14 protein-coding genes are annotated in these 19,156 nt (G+C 71.2%); 5 read left to right on the top strand and 9 right to left on the bottom strand.

The features are described 5' to 3' along the window. Positions 1–8: 8 nt before the first annotated feature. Complete coding sequence (locus IO29_RS10055; RefSeq protein ID WP_078864277.1) at positions 9–1,703, bottom strand: TIGR03767 family metallophosphoesterase; 1,695 nt, start codon at positions 1,701–1,703, stop codon at positions 9–11. A gap of 343 nt (positions 1,704–2,046) precedes the next feature. Here IO29_RS10055 and IO29_RS10050 point away from each other — a divergent pair, with 343 nt between their 5' ends. Next, entirely contained in the window at positions 2,047–2,520 is a 474-nt protein-coding gene (locus tag IO29_RS10050) for a hypothetical protein (RefSeq protein WP_030379960.1), read from the top strand. Between the two features lie 93 nt (positions 2,521–2,613). Here the strand turns inward: IO29_RS10050 and IO29_RS10045 are convergent, their stop codons facing one another. Next, entirely contained in the window at positions 2,614–3,783 is a 1,170-nt protein-coding gene (locus IO29_RS10045; RefSeq protein ID WP_030379959.1) for a helix-turn-helix domain-containing protein, read from the bottom strand. Between the two features lie 678 nt (positions 3,784–4,461). Here IO29_RS10045 and IO29_RS36465 point away from each other — a divergent pair. Next, positions 4,462–4,668, top strand: a complete 207-nt coding sequence (locus IO29_RS36465; protein WP_078618289.1) for a hypothetical protein — start codon at positions 4,462–4,464, stop codon at positions 4,666–4,668. Positions 4,669–5,055: 387 nt separating this feature from the next. Here IO29_RS36465 and IO29_RS10040 read toward each other — a convergent pair whose 3' ends face one another. Both IO29_RS10040 and IO29_RS10035 read right to left on the bottom strand, forming a co-directional pair. Next, the gene (locus IO29_RS10040) at positions 5,056–5,517 is read right to left on the bottom strand and encodes an NUDIX hydrolase (protein WP_030379958.1); all 462 of its coding nucleotides are present in this window, start codon (positions 5,515–5,517) and stop codon (positions 5,056–5,058) included. Between the two features lie 231 nt (positions 5,518–5,748). Next, positions 5,749–6,954, bottom strand: coding sequence for an RNA-guided endonuclease InsQ/TnpB family protein (locus IO29_RS10035; protein WP_030379957.1), 1,206 nt, complete (start codon positions 6,952–6,954; stop codon positions 5,749–5,751). A gap of 149 nt (positions 6,955–7,103) precedes the next feature. Here IO29_RS10035 and IO29_RS10030 point away from each other — a divergent pair, with 149 nt between their 5' ends. Beyond that, positions 7,104–10,445, top strand: coding sequence for a S8 family serine peptidase (locus IO29_RS10030; protein ID WP_030379956.1), 3,342 nt, complete (start codon positions 7,104–7,106; stop codon positions 10,443–10,445). Between the two features lie 43 nt (positions 10,446–10,488). Here the strand turns inward: IO29_RS10030 and IO29_RS10025 are convergent, their stop codons facing one another. Both IO29_RS10025 and IO29_RS10020 read right to left on the bottom strand, forming a co-directional pair. Continuing rightward, positions 10,489–10,968, bottom strand: a complete 480-nt coding sequence (locus IO29_RS10025; RefSeq protein WP_051707475.1) for a TetR-like C-terminal domain-containing protein — start codon at positions 10,966–10,968, stop codon at positions 10,489–10,491. Positions 10,969–11,044: 76 nt separating this feature from the next. Continuing rightward, complete coding sequence (locus tag IO29_RS10020; protein WP_030379954.1) at positions 11,045–11,878, bottom strand: alpha/beta fold hydrolase; 834 nt, start codon at positions 11,876–11,878, stop codon at positions 11,045–11,047. Positions 11,879–12,263: 385 nt separating this feature from the next. Here IO29_RS10020 and IO29_RS10015 point away from each other — a divergent pair, with 385 nt between their 5' ends. Together IO29_RS10015 and pepN are read left to right on the top strand one after the other, a co-directional pair. Beyond that, positions 12,264–13,286, top strand: a complete 1,023-nt coding sequence (locus IO29_RS10015; protein WP_030379953.1) for an aspartate-semialdehyde dehydrogenase — start codon at positions 12,264–12,266, stop codon at positions 13,284–13,286. 275 nt (positions 13,287–13,561) lie between these two features. Continuing rightward, a complete protein-coding gene (gene pepN / locus IO29_RS10010; protein WP_030379952.1) occupies positions 13,562–16,141 on the top strand; it encodes an aminopeptidase N in 2,580 nt (859 codons plus the stop codon). 105 nt (positions 16,142–16,246) lie between these two features. Here the strand turns inward: pepN and IO29_RS10005 are convergent, their stop codons facing one another. From IO29_RS10005 to IO29_RS09995, 3 genes are all read right to left on the bottom strand, one after another. Next, positions 16,247–16,483: a hypothetical protein gene (locus tag IO29_RS10005; protein ID WP_030379951.1), complete on the bottom strand. Its 237-nt coding sequence runs from the start codon at positions 16,481–16,483 to the stop codon at positions 16,247–16,249. A gap of 86 nt (positions 16,484–16,569) precedes the next feature. Further along, a complete protein-coding gene (gene malQ, locus IO29_RS10000) occupies positions 16,570–18,804 on the bottom strand; it encodes a 4-alpha-glucanotransferase (protein ID WP_078618287.1) in 2,235 nt (744 codons plus the stop codon). Next, positions 18,805–19,068: a hypothetical protein gene (locus tag IO29_RS09995; protein ID WP_030379949.1), complete on the bottom strand. Its 264-nt coding sequence runs from the start codon at positions 19,066–19,068 to the stop codon at positions 18,805–18,807. Positions 19,069–19,156: the final 88 nt, after the last annotated feature.

The raw sequence follows: 19,156 nt of genomic DNA, 5'->3' as shown, positions 1-19,156 counted from the left end.
GTGCTGCTTCACGCCTTCTTCAGGACGAGTTCGGTGTTGCGGTCCCCGGCCTCGCCCGAGAGGGTCGCGCGGGAGCCGGGGGCGTTGAAGGCGAGTTCGCGGTAGAGGGCGGCGAGCCCGGTCTGGGTGAGGTCGGCGAAGTCGGTGCGGTGCGGGGCGGCGGACTCCACGAGCGTGGTGAACAGGGAGAGCGTGCCGTCCTTGTTGTCGGCCACCTCGATCACCCGGGCGAGCTGCGGGAAGTCGACGTGCGACGCGGTGGAGACCTCCCAGAAGGAGCCGCCGCCGGAGAAGTGGTGGGGGGTGATGTTGTTCTTGTGGCTGTGGCCGTTGACCCAGGCCAGCACGTTGGGGTGGCGGCCGAGGACGGTGACCAGCTCGTCGCCGCCGTGCCGCTTCTCGCCGGGGCGGCCGGGGTCGGTGCGCAGGTTGCGCATGGTCTTGCTGGTGTGGTGGCTGAAGACGAGGACGTGGGCGTCCCGGTTGTCGCTCAGCGCCTTCTCCAGCCAGCGCAGTTGGGCGTCGCCGATCGAGCCCTCGTAGTGGCCGCCGGGGTCGGTGGTGTCGAGGCTGACGCCGAGGACGTCGTCGGAGATGCGGAAGGCGTAGTACTGGGTGCCGGCGTCGAGGTTGGCCTGGGTGTAGCCGTGGCCGACGGGGCCGGGGCCGGTGTGCGCGGGGTCGAGGTGGGCCTTGAGGTACTCGGCCGGGGTGAACGGGGCGCGGGCCTCGTCGGGGGTGACGGAACGCATGTGGCGGGCCTGGGACTTGAGCAGGGCGCGGAAGTCGGCGCCGGTGGGGTCGCCGCCGTGCCGGACGTTGTCCCAGATGGCCTTGCCGGCGTGCTCGTCCAGGCTCATCAGTTTGCGGCCGCCGACGGCGAACTCGGCGAACCAGGAGTCGCCGGGGGCGTAGCAGCCGCCGGGCAGGGCGTCGTGGTTGCCGACCGTGGAGTACCAGGGGAGGTTGAGGCCGGGGCTGTTGACCTCGGCGATCGCGGCGGCGAGGAAGCCGTCGAGGCGGGGGAAGCCGTTCTGCTTGTCGGCGTCGCGCAGGGCGGCATCCGGCTGCCAGTACAGCTTCAGACCGCTGTTCTGGACGCCCTCGTAGTGGCGCGGGTCGCCGGAGTTGGGGGTGACGCGGCCACCGCTCATCACCTTCAGGAACCAGTCCAGTTCCGTGCGGGAGTTGTTGTCGCAGTTGTCGCCGGTGGTCATCACGAAGTGCAGCGGGGCGCCGGTGGCGGGGGCGCCGCGCAGGGCGTTGACGCGTTCGACGAGGGAGGCGGCACCGGCCACGGACAGGGCCTCCTGGGGGCGCCAGGCACTGGAGGTCTGGGCGCGCAGGTACTCGTAGCGCAGGGGGTGCTGGACATCGACCAGGTGCAGGTCGGTGAACTGGACGAAGGAGGCGAGGGTTGTGCGGCGAGCCGCCCGGCCGTCCGCGGCGGCGGCGAGGTCGGTGCGGACGACGCGGGGCCAGGCGGGGCCGTCACCGAGGCGGCGGTAACCGGTGTTCTTGCCGGCGGGGGTGGCGACGGTGGCCAGGGTGGTGCCGCGGGTGTAGGGGGCGAGGGGCGGTGCGGCGGCGGGACGGCCGTGGGCGGCGGGCCACGGCTCGGTGGCGGCCCCGGCGCGGGTGGGGGCGAAGGGGGTGGGGGGTTGCGAGGTGGGGGGTGTGGTGGCTGAGCGTTGGCGCGGCATGGCGGGGTCTCCCCGGGGGCGAACGCATCGACGGTGGCGCGGCGTTCGCCTGCGCGAACGTTCCGCTCACCAGGATGTTTGGCACCGGGAGTGGCGACGGCGTGAACGGCACGGCAACGTTGTGGCGCCCTCAGGAGTTTTTTCGGCTGCGGGGCGAGCGGAGCAAGGCGGAACCTGAGAGCGCCGCAGAAGGCCCCCGTTCGCGCGCATGAACGAGACCTCACTGCGAAGATCACCGCATGTGAGGAGCAAGAGCGCAGGCCCACCCATGGACGCCATCTCATTTGGTGAGCCTGTGCGACGATTCGCCGTTCAGTAGGAAGCCATGTGGGGGGCCAGGCTGATGGAGTACGTCAATCTCGATGCGCAGGTCGGCGACCTGTCAGGGGTGTTGGACCCCTCTCGTTACCTAGAGCAGCTGCCCTCGATCTGTGGTGATCTGCCGCCGGGTGCCCGGGCCTTCGCCACTGATACGGATCACTACGACTTCCGCAGCAGTCGATGTGTGAAGGACCTGACACTTCGGGCCGTCCGGGGTGCCGACGGTGAGGAGATGGAGGTCGAGTTCCAGCACAACTGTTGGAAGCACAGCCACGACCTGCTGATCCGCTACGCAGGGGTGTCCAGCTTCATCATCGATCCCGTCGAAGAGGACCAAGGGACGGACCTCGGGGCTGTGATGCTCGATGAGATCCTGCCGTACCGGGGCGGCTGCAGTCACGAGATCGCCTGCTGGGGCGGCACACTCACCATTGTCTGCCGTGACCTCCAGGCGATCTGGACTGAGACCGTTTGTTCTAGCCTCGATCTTTCGTGACGGTCCACCGTACGCCGCCTCCGCGCTGCCGCCCCCCGCGGCGCAGCGCAGATGCCGCTAACTCCCTCTGTGCACCGTCACGAATGATCAAGGTTAGAACGCATAAGGATCCCCATTCAACGCATCAGAGATGGTGTGAAGCAAATCACGGACTCCCATAGGGGCTCCGGCCAGTTCCATTCCGCCCTGAGCAGTTTTGCTCAATAGCCTGAGAGTACGGACAGATGCAGTCTCACCGATGGTCGGGACGATTGACTGCGCCAGCTCTTCAGCTTGCGGCCAAGCCGCAGCCCTCAAAAGGCAGTCGAGTAGCCGGACGGCAGAGATGTTCCTGTATCCTACTTTGACTCCACCATCATCATGCAGAGCCCTTTGAAGGTAGGGAATCCCTTTTTTCCACTGCCCCGCCTCTTGCAAGGCGAACCCTTGATGCCCGTCAATTTCCGCAGCCGTCACCCACCACGCCCAATACGGGTCACCGCAACGCTTACTTTCTTGGATCAGTGAGCGTGCGAGATCGAAAAGTCGGGCAGCTTCCGATTCCTGGCCCGATGCGGCCAGCCCCTTCGCCTCGCGGACTCTGAAGATCGCTTCCGTATGTGGGGACAGGCGGCCCTGCTCGATGATGGACCGTGCGATTGCCAACTCTTCGCGCGGACGCCCCACCCATCCAGCCTGCATGGCCATATTCTGCATGACCAACAGCTCGATCGAGTGGTCGCCCGAGAGCTTCGCCAAGAACAGCGCTTCCTGGTTGAACCTACGGGCAGAATCGTGTTTCTCGGCGTCGAACAGCGCCCATCCGGCGACTTCCGCCAACTCCGCCGCAGCCGCCTGGATATCATGCTCCGCCTTGCGGTCGTATTCACCATCGCCAATCTGCCGGTATACCGACTTGAAGGCGCGTGCGGCTACGTCCGCAACAGGTAACCCGTTCATTGCGTTGTCGAGGACGACAAGGCGCTGTGACATGTCACGGATGGCGCTCGCGAAACCCTCTCCGCGGTCTCCGTCCAGGGCAGGCCGACGCTCAGAAGAGGAAATATTGCCTGCCTGGACAGGGTGAGCCACAAGGGCGCCCAATTCACCGTTCATACCCAGCAACCGGTCCAGTCCTTCGGCCAGTTGCAGGGATGGTGACTGCTTTCCGTTGAGGACACGGCTTAGATAGGCAACATCGTAATTGAGGGTGCGGGCAGCGCTGCGCATGCTCATGCGCTGTTCCGTCAGGGCCGCCCGGACACGCGCTCTGAACTCGCCCATGCCTGCTCCGGAAGGTGTTGACCGTTGACTGCCCAGTCTAGTCAACGCTGGTCATCTCCCGTAGGCACTCGCCGAATCGGTTGAGTAGACCGACGGAAGGGCCCCGGCGACCGCGCGAACGGCCCCGGGGCGTGGCCAACGCTTTCAAGGAGCGATGACGTGAAAAACCTTATCCGAACGGTTCTCGAATGGTTGAGGGTGGTGTTGTTCGGGCGAGAGGCCCCCGATGTGCCGCCGGTGGTGTTCCCTGGACGCCCCCACGGCCCTGCCCCACGCCTGTGGGGGGCGGAGTTGGTCGACGCACCCAGAGGGCTGCGCGCCCAAAGCATCACAGCGCCCCTAACCGTCCGACCGCTGCCCGGCTCTGGCTGGGCGCTGCCACCCGCCAACTGGACGGCCTACCGCACCATGAGGCCCCGCACGGCTGCTCCGGACGGCCCGCACGGTCCTGTCTGTACCTGCCCGCCGGACGGTGCGCAGGAGCCGGCCCCGGAAGGTGAGCGGTGAACGCCTCACCTACGCCCCTACGCCGCATGGATCGGGCATGCCCGGAAGTGCGATGGATGCAGGAGTGTGCCCTGGGCTGCGGACGGCTGTGCAGCGGGCCGGGAGTTGTGGGGCGCGTACCGCCTCGTGAACAGCGAAACGACCACGATCACGGGCGGGGGTGCCTGACCGATGGGCATGACCATTGCCGTCTACCGGGTCAACCCCGAAACGGGCGAGCGGACCCAAGTCCGTGAGAAGCGCACGGTGAAGCCCCTGGCCGTGATCGAGACAAGCTCGAAACTCCCGCCCTGTTCCTGCCTGCGCTGCGTCGGCAACATCGTCCGGCTACGCGCCAGGCTGACCGAGGTGAACAGGCGCAGTCGGGGGGAACCGTGACCGGCTCCCACGTGGCTGACACGTCGACCATGTCCGCGGAATGCGGGGTCGCCCAGCGTCCGGAATACACGGACCTGCACCGCGACTGCCGACGGACGGTCGACGTCCCGCTTCCGGGCGCCATCGGCATCGTGCTCGTGCCTCGCTGCACCTGCTCCTGCCATCCGTACAGCAACACAACCCGACGGCCGAACTGAGCACCAAACCGGACGGCTGCCGCTTCCTGGGCGCTGCGAGGCGCGAGGGCAGCAACACGTACGTTCCCTCTCCCGGCGCCCCTGCGCGGGACGGAGCACCGCCCCAACTGTGCCATTGAAATGCGCAGTTGGGGCGTATTGCTTTGCCTGGTTGGGGTTGAGTCAGGCAAGGGCGGGGGGCGAGGAAGCCTTACGGCGAACCCGCCACCCGGCCCGTCGGGGGGCGGTCGTGCCACAGGCGTAGCGCCGTGTCCACGTACGGGACACGCTCCAGCGCGCCCACCTCCGACAGCGCGTGCCACGCCGCCAGATCCGTCGAGCCGTCGATCTCCGAGCGCAGCTCACCCCCCACCACCCGCACCTCGTACATCACCCGCACCGCCTGGTGGTCGACCGGACCCCGCCGCCAGCCCCGGCGCGGGATCACCCGCCGTGCCGACTCCACCCCCAGCAGCGCCACCGGCTCCACTTGGTACCCCGTCTCCTCCTCCACCTCCCGCACCACCGTCCCGTACGGATCCTCCCCGTGTTCCATCCCCCCGCCCGGCAACGTCCACCGCCGCGGCCCGCCCGCCCCGGTCCACCGCGCCAGCAGGATCCGTCCGTCCCGGACGCACACGGCGTAGGCCGCCACCCTCACGTTCTGCCGCATGCGGCGACGGTACGGGGCCACGGCCGGAAGCCCCGCGTCACCCGGACGGAACCGCCCGCTTTGCCCGCTAACTCCCCGATGACGTATGGCGGAAGTACGCCATGCACGCGTCATCAGACGGTCAACACTCCCCAAACAACCCCCGCTCGGGTAAAGCTGAGCGGCCCACTTCGGTTCATCCGACCTACAAGGGATGCCGTTGACTTCTTTCCCCCTGAAGGAGGGGGAGTCCTACGGCTCGCGCCGTGGGGGTTTCTGCTTCATCGCCGACTGCCCGCCCGGAGTACTCCGTTGAGGTCTTACACCAGCTCCACAGACAGACGCCGTCAGCCCGACGGCCAGGATGTTCTTCGCCGCGTTCACGTCCCGGTCATGGGTCGTCCCGCAGACGCACGTCCACTCGCGGACGTTCAGCGGCAGCTTGTCCCGCAAGGTGCCGCAAACGGAGCACAGTTTGGAGGAGGGGAACCAGCGGTCGACCGCGACTACTTCGCGGCCGTACCACTGCGCCTTGTACTCCAGCATGCTCCGGAACTCCGACCAGGCCGCGTCGCTGATGGCGCGGGCCAGCCGGCCGTTCTTCAGCATGTTGCGAACGGTGAGGTCCTCGATCACGATCGTTTGGTTCTCACGAACGAGCCGAGTGGTGAGCTTGTGCAGATGGTCACGCCTGCGGTCGGCGATACGGGCACAGATCCCGGCGACCTTCCGGCGCGCCTTGGCCCGGTTGGCTCCGTCCCCCTTGGCCTTGCGGGCGAGCTGCCGCTGGGCCCTGGCGAGATGGGCGCGGTCGCGCCGTTCGTGCCGGGGGTTGGAGACCTTCTCCCCGGTGGAGAGGGTCAGCAGGTGAACGAGCCCGACATCGATCCCGACGGCCGCACCGGTGGCGGGCAGTGGCTGGACGGAGGGGTCTTCGCACAGCAGGGACACGTGCCAGCGCCCGGCCGCGTCCTGCGACACGGTCACCGTGGACGGCGAGGCACCCTCCGGAAGCGGACGGGACCACACGATGTCGAGCGGTTCGCTCATCTTCGCCAGCGTCAGCCTGCCGTCCTGGAAGCGGAAGGCGCTGGTGGTGTACTCCGCGGACTTCCGCGACCTCTTCCGCGACTTGAAACGCGGGTACTTCGCGCGTTTGCCGAAGAAGTGGGTGAACGCCGTCTGGAGGTGGCGGAGCGCCTGCTGGAGCGGGACGGAGGAGACCTCGTTGAGGTAGGCCAGTTCCTCGGTCTTCTTCCAGGCCGTCAGCATCGCCGACGTCTGGTTGTAGTTCACCCGCTCCTGCCGCGTCCAGGCTTCCGTGCGCGCCGCCAGGGCCAGGTTGTAGACCTTCCGCACACAGCCGAACGTGCGCGACAGCTCCGCCGCCTGCGCATCGGTCGGACAGAAGCGGTACCTGAACGCCCGCTTCACATGGAGGGTCTTCACGGCTCGCATGGTATTCCACCAATTTGCGACGAAGTACACGTAGTGGGTGGCAGTCGCCGGTCCGCCCTGGCGGCAAACCGGCTTTCCCTGCCCCGCTCCGCAGAGGCTTCGTTTCCACCCCCGGCTGAAACCGGGCGTATCCACGAAGGAGAGGCTTGATGACCTCCGACCCTCAGCGCGCCCCCATATCGGGCGCGAGAAGACGCGTGGCCCGCGTCGCCGTGGCCGCCGGCCTGGTGGCCGCGCTCTCCGCGGCCGGGCCGATACCCCTGGCCGTCGCGGCGGGCCACACCAGCACGGCCGCCTCCGACCCGGCCGACCCGGCCGCCGCCCCCGTCAAGTCCGGCCCCGCCAAGCTCGGTTCGGACGACGCCGACCTGCTGGCGCAGGCCAAGGCGGACGGCGACAAGACCGTCACCATGATGGTCGCCACCGCCCCCGGGAAGACCGAGCAGGTCGCCGGGGAACTGGACGCCGTCAAGGGCGGCTCCGTCGGCCGGACCTACGACACGCTCGGTTACGTCCGCGCCACCGTCCCCACCGCGAAGGCGGACGCGGCCATCGCCGCCGCCACCAGGCTGTCCTCCGTGCACGCGATCGACCTCCGCCAGGAGATCGCCCTCGACGACCCGACGCCGAGCGCCGACACGGCGAAGGACGCGAAGGGGGCCGGCAACGGGAGTGCCGGCCGCGGTTACTCCGCGCCCGACAAGAACACCCCCGCCGTCAACCCGTACAACCCCTCCTTCGAGACCGGCGCCGTCGACTTCGTCCGGCAGAACCCGAAGGCCGACGGGCGCGGCGTCACCATCGGCATCCTCGACTCCGGCGTGGACCTCGGCCACCCGGCGCTCCAGAGGACGAGCACCGGTCAGCGGAAGATCGTCGACTGGGTGACCGCGACCGACCCGATCGTGGACGACGACCAGACCTGGCGCCCCATGGTCAGCTCCGTCTCCGGGCCCACCTTCACCTACGGCGGGCGCACGTACACCGCGCCGGCGGGCTCGTACCAGGTGAGCACCTTCAAGGAGTCGTACACCACGGGCGGCGACGCCGCGGGCGACGCGAACCGCGACGGCGACACCACCGACTCCTGGGGCGTGCTGTACGACGCGGCGGCCGGCACGGTCCGCGTCGACCTGAACGACAACGGGGACTTCTCCGACGACACCCCGATGAAGCCGTACAAGGACGGCTACCAGATCGGGTACTTCGGCACCGACGACCCGAAGACGGACGTGGCCGAGCGGCAGCCGTTCGTCGTGCAGATCCGCAAGGACGTGCCGATGGACCCCTACGGCGGGTCCTGGGTCGGCAAGAAGGCCGACTTCGTCAACATCGGCCTCATCGAGTCCGAGCACGGCACGCACGTCGCCGGCATCACCGCCGCCAACGGGCTGTTCGGCGGGCGGATGGACGGCGCCGCCCCCGGCGCGCAGATCGTCTCCTCGCGCGCCTGCACCTGGAGCGGCGGCTGCACCAACGTGGCGCTCACCGAGGGCATGATCGACCTCGTCGCCAACCGGGGCGTCGACATCGTCAACATGTCCATCGGCGGGCTGCCCGCGCTCAACGACGGCGCCAACGCGCGCGCCACGATGTACACGCGGCTCATCGACACCTACGGCGTCCAGCTGGTGATCTCCGCGGGCAACTCGGGCCCCGGCGCCAACACGATCGGCGACCCGGGCCTGGCCGACAAGGTGATCTCCGTCGGCGCGTCCATCTCGCGCGAGACCTGGGCGGCCGACTACGGCTCCGCGGTGCGCACCAAGTACGCGATGATGCCGTTCTCCTCGCGCGGCCCGCGTGAGGACGGCGGCTTCACGCCGACGCTGACCGCGCCGGGCGCCGCGATCAACACCACCCAGACCTGGCTGCCGGGCGCCCCGGTCCCCGAGGCGGGCTACTCGCTCCCGGCCGGCTACTCGATGCTCCAGGGCACCTCGATGGCCTCCCCGCAGGCCGCCGGCGCCTCCGCGCTGCTGCTGAGCGCCGCGAAGCAGAAGGGCGTCGACCTGACGCCCGCGAAGCTGCGCACGGCCCTGACCTCGACCGCCGACCACATCCACGGTGTGCAGGCGTACGAGGAGGGCGCGGGTCTCATCGACATCGTCGCCGCCTGGCGGTCCATCCGGCACGGCGCGAGCGCCCACACGTACACGGTGAAGGCGCCGGTCGACACCGCGATCGACTACGCGCTCACGACCCCCGGCTTCGGCACCGGCCTGTACGACCGCGAGGGCGGCCTCAAGGCCGGGCAGCACAGGACGTACGACGTCACTGTGACCCGCACCTCCGGCCCCTCGGGCGGGGTGTGGCACCGGCTGCGGCTCGCCAACGACGCCACGCACACGTTCGAGATCGTCGGCTCCCCGCTGGTGCGGCTGCCGCTGAACGAGCCGGTGACCGTCAAGGTGCGGGCGACGCCGCGGTCGGCGGGGCTCAAGAGCGCGATCCTCGAGGTCGACGACCCGCGCACGGTTGGCACCGACCAGCAGATCCTCACCACGGTCGTGGTCTCCACGCCGGCGAAGTACACCTACACGGCGTCGGGTTCGGTGCAGCGCAACAGCACCCGCTCGTACTTCGTGACCGTCCCCGAGGGCGCCACCTCGCTGGAGGTCGCCATCGGCGGGCTGCGGGACAAGAGCCAGACCCGGTTCATCGGCATCCACCCGTACGGCGTCCCGGTGGACGAGACGTCCACGCCGTACTGCTACAACAACTACCTCGACGGCAACGGCTGCCGCCCGGACGCGCGTTCGTACGCCGAGCCGCAGGCCGGGGTGTGGGAGATCGAGGTCGAGGCACGGCGTACCTCGCCGCTCCTGGACAACCCCTACAAGCTGGACGTCACCGTGCTCGGCGCGGAGTTCGACCCGGCGACCGTGAGCGTGCCCGAGGCGAAGGTCGGCACCCCGGCCACCGCCTCCTGGAAGGTCACGAACAGGTTCGCGGCGCTGGAGGGCACCCTGAAGGGCGGCCCGCTCGGCTCGTCGAAGACGGACCGGCCCTCGCTCGCGCAGGGCGAGACCCGGACCACCACCGTGGTCGTGCCCGAGGGTGCCGCCTCCCTCGACGTGGCGATCGGCGGGACCTCGGACACCGGGGCCGACCTGGACCTGACGGTGTACGACGCGTCGGGCGCGCAGGTCGCGCAGTCGGCGGACGGCGACTCGGAGGAGTCGGTGTCGGTGGCGAAGCCGGCCGCCGGAACGTACACGGTCGAGGTCGTCGGCTACTCGGTGCCCGCCGGGACCACCGAGTACGACTACCGGGACGTGTTCTTCTCGTCCTCGCTCGGCACGGTGACGGTGGACTCCTCGGCGCCGGTGAAGCTCGGCACGGGCGCGTCGGCGACGGTGGACGCGCAGGTCACGGCGGCTGCCGCGGCACCCGAGGGCCGGGAGTTCTTCGGCCGGGTGCAGCTGGTCGACGCCCGGGGCACGGTCGCGGGCACGGGCAGTGTGAGCATCGGGAAGGTGGTGCCGTAACCGCGCGGCGGGGGCGGGGGGCGCGTTCCTCCTCCCCCGCCGCTCACGGGGCGCGCAGGCCCCGGTCGGCGAAGGCGACGAGCCACTCGAAGCTCTCGTCCACGTCGGCGCTCCACTGGAAGCCGCCCGCGGACTGGAGGGTGGCGAAGCCGTGGAAGAGACTGCGCAGCATCCGCAGCGCGTGGTCCACGTCCCGCTCCGGGAGGTCGTAGCCGCGCAGCACCGCGAGGAACGCGTCCAGCAGCCGTCGGCCGCCGGTGGCCAGCGGGTCGTCCGGTCCGGTGGGTTCCATGCCGATCGTCGCGGCGTAACGGCCCGGGTGCTGGAGCACGAAGAGGCGGAAGGCGCGGGCGGCGGCGGCCAGGGCGTCGCGCCCGGCGTGCCCCTGGACGGCGCCGCCGACCGCGTCCGCGGCCTCGCTCAGCGCCAGGCCGGCGATGCGCCGGTTGAGGTCCTCCTGCCCGGCCACGTGCTTGTACAGGGAGGGTGTGCGCACCCCCAGCCGTTCGGCCAGCAGCCCCATCGTGAGGCGGCCCGCGCCGACCTCGTCGGCGAGCGCGGCGCCGGCCGCGACGACGGCCGCCCGATCGAGACCCGCCCTAGGCACGGGCGGCCTCCGCGAGGAAGGGGAGCAGGAGCGAGACCACCTGGTCGGGGTACTGGTCGTGGGCGTAGTGCCCGGCCCCCTCGATCAGCTCGAGACGGCCGAGGCCGTCCGGGAGTCCGGCGACGATCGCCTCGCCCTCGGCCCGCGGATCGGCCCAGTCCGGGTCGAGCGTGCCCATGACGACCAGCACGGGGCAGCGGACGTTGCCGAGCTGAGCCCCCGCGTCGCCCGGGGCGCTGCGCCCCATGCCTTGCAGTGCCTTCATCCGGCCGGGCTCGCTCATGAGCGCGTCGAAGCGCGCCGTCCGCTGCTCCCAGTCGGCCGGCCGGACGCCGGGGTAGGCCACTTCCAGGTACGCGCGCCACAGCCGCGGGCTGCCGAACAGACTGGCGCCGAGCAGCCGCACCATGCCCTTGCGGAACCGCTTGACCTTGAGGTCGCCGAGCTTCATCGACTGCTTGCGCGTGAACGGCGCCAGCTCGACGACGGCGGTGATCAGCTCCGGCTCCCGCGCGGCGGCGATGGTGGCGGCGCCGCCGGAGAAGGAGTGCCCGACGAGCACGGCGGGCCCGCCGAGGTGCCGCACGAGGGCGAGCAGGTCACCGGCGACGTCGGTACGGCTGAAGGACGCCCACTCGGCGTCGGACTCACCGCAGCCGCGCAGGTCCGCGGCGGCGACGCGGTACCCGGCGGCCACGAGCCGGGGAACGACGGCCCGGTAGGCGTACCGGCTGTCCCCCACCCCGTGCGCCAGCACGACGAGCGGCCCGTCCCCCACGACGTCGTAGGCGAGACGCCCACCGTCCACGGCAAGGTACTCGGTCATGACAGCTCCTCCGACCCCTTTGGCTAATTCCATTAGCCATAAGCTAATAGGGTTAGCCGACGAAGTCAACGGAGCTTGTGGAGGGGCGCGGGGAACTGCGCGATCTTTTCGGGGTCCGGGGGCGGAGCCCCCGAGGGACGGGAAGGGTAGGGGCGGCGGGGGCGAGAAAAACTGGAGGCGCCCCCCACCGGGCAGAGGCATACGTCACACCCCCGCGTGCCCCACCACCCCCCGGGTAGGCACGCCCCCGGGCCCCGCCCGGAGGGCGCCCCGTCCCATTCCCCGAGCAGGACGGCAAAGGATTGGACAGGCGGCCCGGGCACCACCGCATCATGGAGAAGCGGCCGAAACGCGGCCGAGTCGCGCCGAGAACCAGGGAGACACCGTGAGGGTCGGAATCGTCGGAGCCACCGGACAGGTCGGCACGGTCATGCGCAGGATCCTCAAGGAGCGCGACTTCCCGGTCACCGAGCTGCGCCTGTTCGCCTCGGCCCGCTCCGCCGGCACGGTCGTCGACGGCGTCACGGTGGAGGACGCCTCCGAGGCCGACTACACCGGTCTCGACATCGTCCTGTTCTCCGCGGGCGGCGCCACCTCCAAGGCACTGGCCGAGAAGGTCGCCTCCCAGGGCGCCGTCGTGATCGACAACTCCTCCGCCTGGCGCCGCGACCCGGACGTCCCCCTGGTGGTCTCCGAGGTGAACCCGCACGCGGCCCTGAACCGCCCCAAGGGGATCATCGCCAACCCGAACTGCACCACGATGGCCGCGATGCCCGTCCTCAAGCCGCTGCACGAGGAGGCGGGGCTCCAGGCGCTGGTCGTCGCCACGTACCAGGCGGTGTCCGGCTCCGGACTCGCCGGCGTCGCCGAGCTGCACGGGCAGGCGCAGAAGGTGGTCGCGGAGGCCGACCGGCTGACGCACGACGGCGCGGCCGTGGACTTCCCCGAGCCGGCCGTCTACAAGCGCCCCATCGCCTTCAACGTGCTGCCCTTCGCCGGCAACCTGGTCGACGACGGCCTGAACGAGACCGACGAGGAGCAGAAGCTCCGCAACGAGTCCCGCAAGATCCTGGAGATCCCGGAGCTGAAGGTCTCCGGCACCTGTGTGCGCGTGCCGGTCTTCTCCGGCCACTCCCTCCAGGTCAACGCCCGCTTCGCCCGCCCGCTCAGCCCCGAGCGCGCCACCGAGCTGCTGGGCGGCGCCCCCGGCGTGGCCCTCTCCGACATCCCGACCCCGCTTCAGGCGGCCGGCCAGGACCCGTCGTACGTGGGCCGCATCCGCGCCGACGAGACGGTGGACAACGGCCTGGCCCTGTTCATCTCCAACGACAACCTCCGCAAGGGCGCCGCGCTGAACGCCGTACAGATCGCGGAACTGGTGGCGGCGGAGCTGAACGAGAAGAAGTAACCGGTTCGCGGGTGGGCGGACGGGAACCCGGCCCGCCGCACGCTCCACGGGTGCGGCGGACGGGAACCCGGCCCGTCCGCACGCTCCGCCGGTGCGGCTGACGGGCCCCGGCCCGCCGCCGCACCAGCAGGGGTTTCCCCACGCCGGTCCGCCCCCGGGGCAGGGCTTTCCCTCGACGTGTCCGGTCCGTCGGTCGTTCCACGAAATCTCGGCAGCCTTCGCCGTGCCGGTCGTGGAAGGATGACCGAACCGACACATATGGAGGAGATGACCGCGTGCCTGGCACAAATCTGACCCGCGAAGAGGCACGGACGCGGGCGAAGCTGCTCACCGTCGACTCGTACGAGATCGACCTCGATCTCTCGGGCGCTCAAGACGGAGGCACCTACCGGTCCGTGACCACGGTGCGCTTCGACGTGGCCGAGTCCGGCGCGGACTCGTTCATCGATCTGATCGCCCCGGCCGTGCACGAGGTGACCCTCAACGGTGACACGCTGGACGCCGCCGAGGTCTTCGCGGACTCCCGGATCGCGCTGCGCGGGCTCCTGGAGGGCCGCAACATCCTGCGGGTCGTCGCCGACTGCGCGTACACCAACACGGGCGAGGGCCTGCACCGCTTCGTCGACCCGGTCGACGACCAGGCCTACCTCTACACCCAGTTCGAGGTCCCCGACGCCCGCCGGGTGTTCGCGAGCTTCGAGCAGCCGGACCTGAAGGCGACCTTCCAGTTCACCGTGAAGGCGCCGGAGGGCTGGACGGTCATCTCCAACTCGCCGACGCCCGAGCCCGCCGAGAACGTATGGGTGTTCGAGCCGACGCCGCGGATCTCGACGTACATCACCGCGCTGATCGTCGGCCCGTACCACAGCGTGCACAGCGTCTACGAGAAGGACGGGCAGTCCGTCCCGCTCGGCATCTACTGCCGGCCCTCGCTCGCCGAGTTCCTCGACGCGGACGCGATCTTCGACGTCACCCGGCAGGGCTTCGACTGGTTCCAGGAGAAGTTCGACTACGCCTACCCGTTCAAGAAGTACGACCAGCTGTTCGTGCCGGAGTTCAACGCGGGCGCGATGGAGAACGCGGGCGCGGTCACCTTCCGCGACCAGTACGTCTTCCGGTCCAAGGTGACGGACGCGGCGTACGAGGGCCGGGCCGCGACGATCCTGCACGAGCTGGCCCACATGTGGTTCGGCGACCTGGTCACCATGGAGTGGTGGAACGACCTGTGGCTGAACGAGTCGTTCGCCACCTACGCCGAGGCCGCCTGCCTCGCGCACGCGCCGGGCACGAGGTGGCCGCAGTCCTGGACCACCTTCGCCAACCAGATGAAGACCTGGGCCTACCGGCAGGACCAGCTGCCCTCCACGCACCCGATCATGGCCGAGATCAACGATCTCGAGGACGTGCTCGTCAACTTCGACGGCATCACCTACGCCAAGGGCGCCAGCGTGCTCAAGCAGCTCGTGGCGTACGTGGGCATGGACGAGTTCTTCCAGGGCGTGCAGGCGTACTTCAAGCGCCACGCGTACGGCAACACGCGCCTGTCCGACCTGCTGGGCGCGCTGGAGGAGACCTCCGGGCGCGATCTGAAGACCTGGTCGAACAAGTGGCTGGAGACGGCCGGCATCAACATCCTGCGCCCGGAGATCGAGACGGACGCCGAGGGGGTCATCACCTCCTTCGGCGTCCGTCAGGAGGCCCCGGCGCTGCCCGCCGGTGCCAAGGGCGAGGCGGTGCTGCGGCCGCACCGGATCGCGATCGGCCTGTACGACCTCGACGAGGCGAGCGGCAAGCTGGTGCGCGCCGAGGACGGCCGGATCGAGCTGGACGTCGACGGCGAGCTGACCGCCGTGCCGCAGCTGGCCGGGCGGCGCCGTCCGGCGGTCGTCCTGCTCAACGACGACGACCTGTCGTACGCCAAGGTCCGCCTCGACGAGCAGTCGCTGGCGTTCGTCACCGAGCATCTGGGCGACTTCGAGTGGTCGCTGCCGCGGGCCCTGTGCTGGGCCTCGGCGTGGGACATGACCCGCGACGGCGAGCTCCCCGCGCGCGACTACCTGTCCCTGGTGCTGTCCGGCATCGGCAAGGAGTCCGACATCGGTGTGATGCAGTCGCTGCACCGCCAGGTCAAGCTCGCCGTCGACCTGTATGCCGACCCGGGCGCCCGGGAGGCGCTGCTCACCCGGTGGACCGACGCCACGCTGGCCCATCTGCGGTCGGCCGAGGCGGGCAGCGACCACCAGCTGGCCTGGGCGCGCGCGTTCGCCGCGACCGCCCGTACGCCGGAGCAGCTGGACCTGCTGGAGTCGCTGCTCGACGGTTCGCACACCGTGGAGGGGCTGGTCGTCGACACCGAGCTGCGCTGGGCGTTCGTGCAGCGGCTGGCGGCGGTCGGGCGGTTCGACGAGAACGAGATCGCCGGGGAGTACGAGCGCGACCGGACGGCGGCGGGCGAGCGGCACGCGGCGAGTGCGCGAGCGGCGCGGCCGACCCAGGAGGCCAAGGCGGAGGCGTGGGCCTCGGTCGTGGAGTCCGACTCGTTGCCGAACGCGGTGCAGGAGGCGGTGATCGCGGGGTTCGTGCAGACGGATCAGCGGGAGTTGCTGGCGCCGTACGTGGACCGGTACTTCGACGCGGTCAAGGGTGTGTGGGAGTCGCGGTCGTACGAGATGGCGCAGCAGGTGGTGGTCGGGTTGTACCCGTCCGTGCAGGTGGCCGCCGCTACGTTGTCGAAGACGGACGAGTGGCTGTCGTCGGCGGAGCCGAACGCGGCGTTGCGGAGGTTGATCTCCGAGGCGCGGGCGGGGGTCGAGCGGGCGTTGCGGGCGCAGGAGGTGGACGCGGCCGGGCGGTAGTTCCGTCCGGCACGGCCCCGCGCCCGTCGCGGGGCGCTCCGGGAACACGTCGAGGGAGTCCGCTCACCGTGTGGTGGGCGGGCTCCCTCGCGCGGAGAAGGTGTCTCAGCCCTGCTGTTGCTTGCGGGACTTGTCCAGGGCCATCACCAGGCCGGCGATGACCAGGAACAGGACGATCGGCGCGGCGACGTAGAGTCCCAGCGTCTCGGCGACGCTGAGGCCCTGGCCGGGGTCGTCGCCGTCGTCGCGGGCCAGCGCGAGCGCGGGGGACGACATGAGCAGCATCATCAGCGTCGTACCGGCAGCCAGGGCGCCGGCGCGCAGGGCGTTCTTCTTGTCCACGGTGCAAACGTAGCGAACGGCCGGAAGCCCCGCGCGCCCGGGGTGCCGTACGGCCGCCCGACCGGCCCCGTGGGCGCGGCCCGGCCTCACCGCTCCCCCGGCTCGCGCAGGACGTCCGTCAGGGCGCGGACGCGGGGGGAGGCGGCCAGGTCCTCCAGGGTGACCGGGCGGCCCTCGGCGTCGGCGATGGGCAGGCGCCAGTTGGGGTACTGGTCCCAGGTGCCGGGCAGGTTCTGCGGGCGGCGGTCGCCGACGCCGTCGGGGAGCCAGACGCCGACCATGCGGGCGGGGGTGCGCAGCAGAAACCGGTGCAGGGCCTGGATCTCGGCCTCCTCGCGGGGTCCGGCCGGTCCGCCGCCGGCGCCTTCGAGCAGGCCGAGCCGGTCCAGGACGGCCAGCCACTCGCCGACGTCCGCCGCGGCCTCGGCGCGTTCCTCCTCCACCGGGCGGGTGAGCAGGCCGAGGCGGTCGCGCAGGTCGACGTGTTCGCCGGTGAGGCGGGCGGCGGTGGAGGGCAGGTCGTGGGTGGTGGCGGTGGCCAGGCAGTCGGCGCGCCAGCGTTCGGGGGGCAGCGGCCGGCCGTCGCCGGTCCAGTCGCGCTCGAACCACAGCACGGAGGTGCCGAGCACCCCGCGCTTGTGGAGCGCCTCGCGCACACCGGGCTCGACGGTGCCGAGGTCCTCGCCGATCACCAGGGCGCCGGCGCGGGAGGCCTCCAGGACGAGGATCGCGAGCATGGCGTCGGCGTCGTAGCGGACGTAGGTGCCCTCGGTGGGCGGCTGCCCCTGGGGGACCCACCAGAGGCGGAACAGGCCCATGACGTGGTCGATGCGCAGCGCGCCCGCGTGCCGGAGCAGGGCGCGCAGCAGGCTGCGGTAGGGGGCGTAGCCGGAGGCGGCGAGCCGGTCGGGGCGCCAGGGCGGCAGCCCCCAGTCCTGGCCGCGGGCGTTGAAGGCGTCGGGCGGGGCGCCGACCGACATGCCGGCGGCGAAGTGGTCGGCCTGCGCCCAGGCGTCGGCGCCGCCGGGGTGGACGCCGACGGCGAGGTCGTGCACGAGCCCGATCGCCATGCCGGCGTCGCGCGCGGAGCGCTGGGCGGCGGCGAGCTGGGCGTCGGTGAGCCAGGCGAGCCGGCTGTGGAAGTCGACGCGGTCGAGGAGTTCGCCGCGCGCCCGGGCGGTCTCGGCCGAACGGGGGTCGCGCAGCGGTTCGGGCCACCGGTGCCAGTCGGAGCCGTGCACCTCGGCCAGCGCGCACCAGGTGGCGTGGTCCTCCAGGGCCTGCCCCTCGCGGGCGAGGAAGTCGGCGTAGGCGGCCCTGCGGCCGGGCCCGAGCGGAACGGCGCGCACCTGTTCGAGGGCCGGGCGTTTGACGTCCCACACGGCGTCGCGGTCGATGAGCGCGTCCTCGTGCAGGACGGCGGCGCGCAGCCGGGCGCCCTCCGCGCGGAGCTCGGCGAGGCGGGCGGGGTCGTCGGCGTAGGGGTACTCGGGGACGTCCTCCACCCGCAGGTGGACCGGGTCGGGGTAGCGGCGGGAGGAGGGCCGGTACGGGGAGGGGTCGGTGGGGGCGCCGGGTACGGCCGCGTGCAACGGGTTGACCTGCACGAATCCGGCGCCGAGGGTGCGGCCGGCCCAGGCGGTGAGCTCGGCGAGGTCACCGAGGTCGCCCATGCCCCAGGAGCGGTGGGAGAGCAGGGAGTAGAGCTGGACGAGGAGCCCGTGGGTGCGGCCGGGCGGGGCGGGCAGCCGAGCCGGGGCGACGACGAGGTGCGCGGTGGCGGTGCGGCCGTCGGGGGCGATGGCGTGCAGGGTGTGCACACCGGGCGGAAGGCCGTCGGCCCCGTCGTCGCGGACCTCGCCCTGCTCGGTCTCGACGCGCAGTCGCGCACCCGCCGGGAGCGCGGCGAGGGCGTCCGGCACCGCCGGCTCCTCTCCCGCCCCGGGCAGCCACCGCACGACCGTCGGCGGCAGCAGCCGCTCCCGCAGCTCCGCCTCGCGTGCGTCGAGCGCACGGCGTACGGCGTCCGGGCCGCCCGCGTCGACGCCGAGCGCGGCCAGCGCGGCGACCACGGCTCCGTCGGAGGCGGCGACCGCACGGTCCGGTGCGGGCCGGTAGGAGGTGGCGACACCGTGCAGGGCGGCGAGCCGGGCCAGGGGCGTCTCGTGCTCGCCCCCGGCGGACGTCTCCCCCGGGCGGCCCCCGGCGGACGTCTCCCCCGGTCGGCCCCCGGCGGACACCTCCCCCGGGCGGTCGTCGGCCGGCGTCTCCCCCGTCGCGTCCCCCGCCCGAGGGGCCTCTTCCCGCTCGCCCGGCGGCATCTACAGTCCCGAGGGGTCCGCGCACGCCCCGGTGAGGCCGGCGCCGGCGACGGAGGGCTCACTGGTCAGGGGGGCCGCGTCGGCCAGCGGGGGTTCGCTGGTGAGCGGCTCGAGGTCGGGCAGCGGGGGCTCGCTGGTCAGGGGCGCCTCGGCGCAGCTGCCCTCCGCGCTGAGCATGCACAGGTCGAGCACGGCGGTTTCGGCGGACGGCTCCGCCGGGCGTTTGGACTGGGCGGGAAAGAGAAGAGGTACCGCTGCGGCCACAAGGGCCTCCTTGTCGTCGGACGGTCCGGTACGGGTGGTCGGTCCGTCGCGGGTGAGGGTTAGTAGCCCTACCCCAAGCCCGCACCCG

Origin of the sequence: Streptomyces sp. NRRL F-6676 (genome assembly GCF_000725625.1) — a bacterium.
GTDB lineage: Bacteria > Actinomycetota > Actinomycetes > Streptomycetales > Streptomycetaceae > Streptomyces.
The sequence above is the reverse complement of the archived record's forward strand: the minus strand, read 5'-3'. Positions and strand labels throughout refer to the sequence as shown.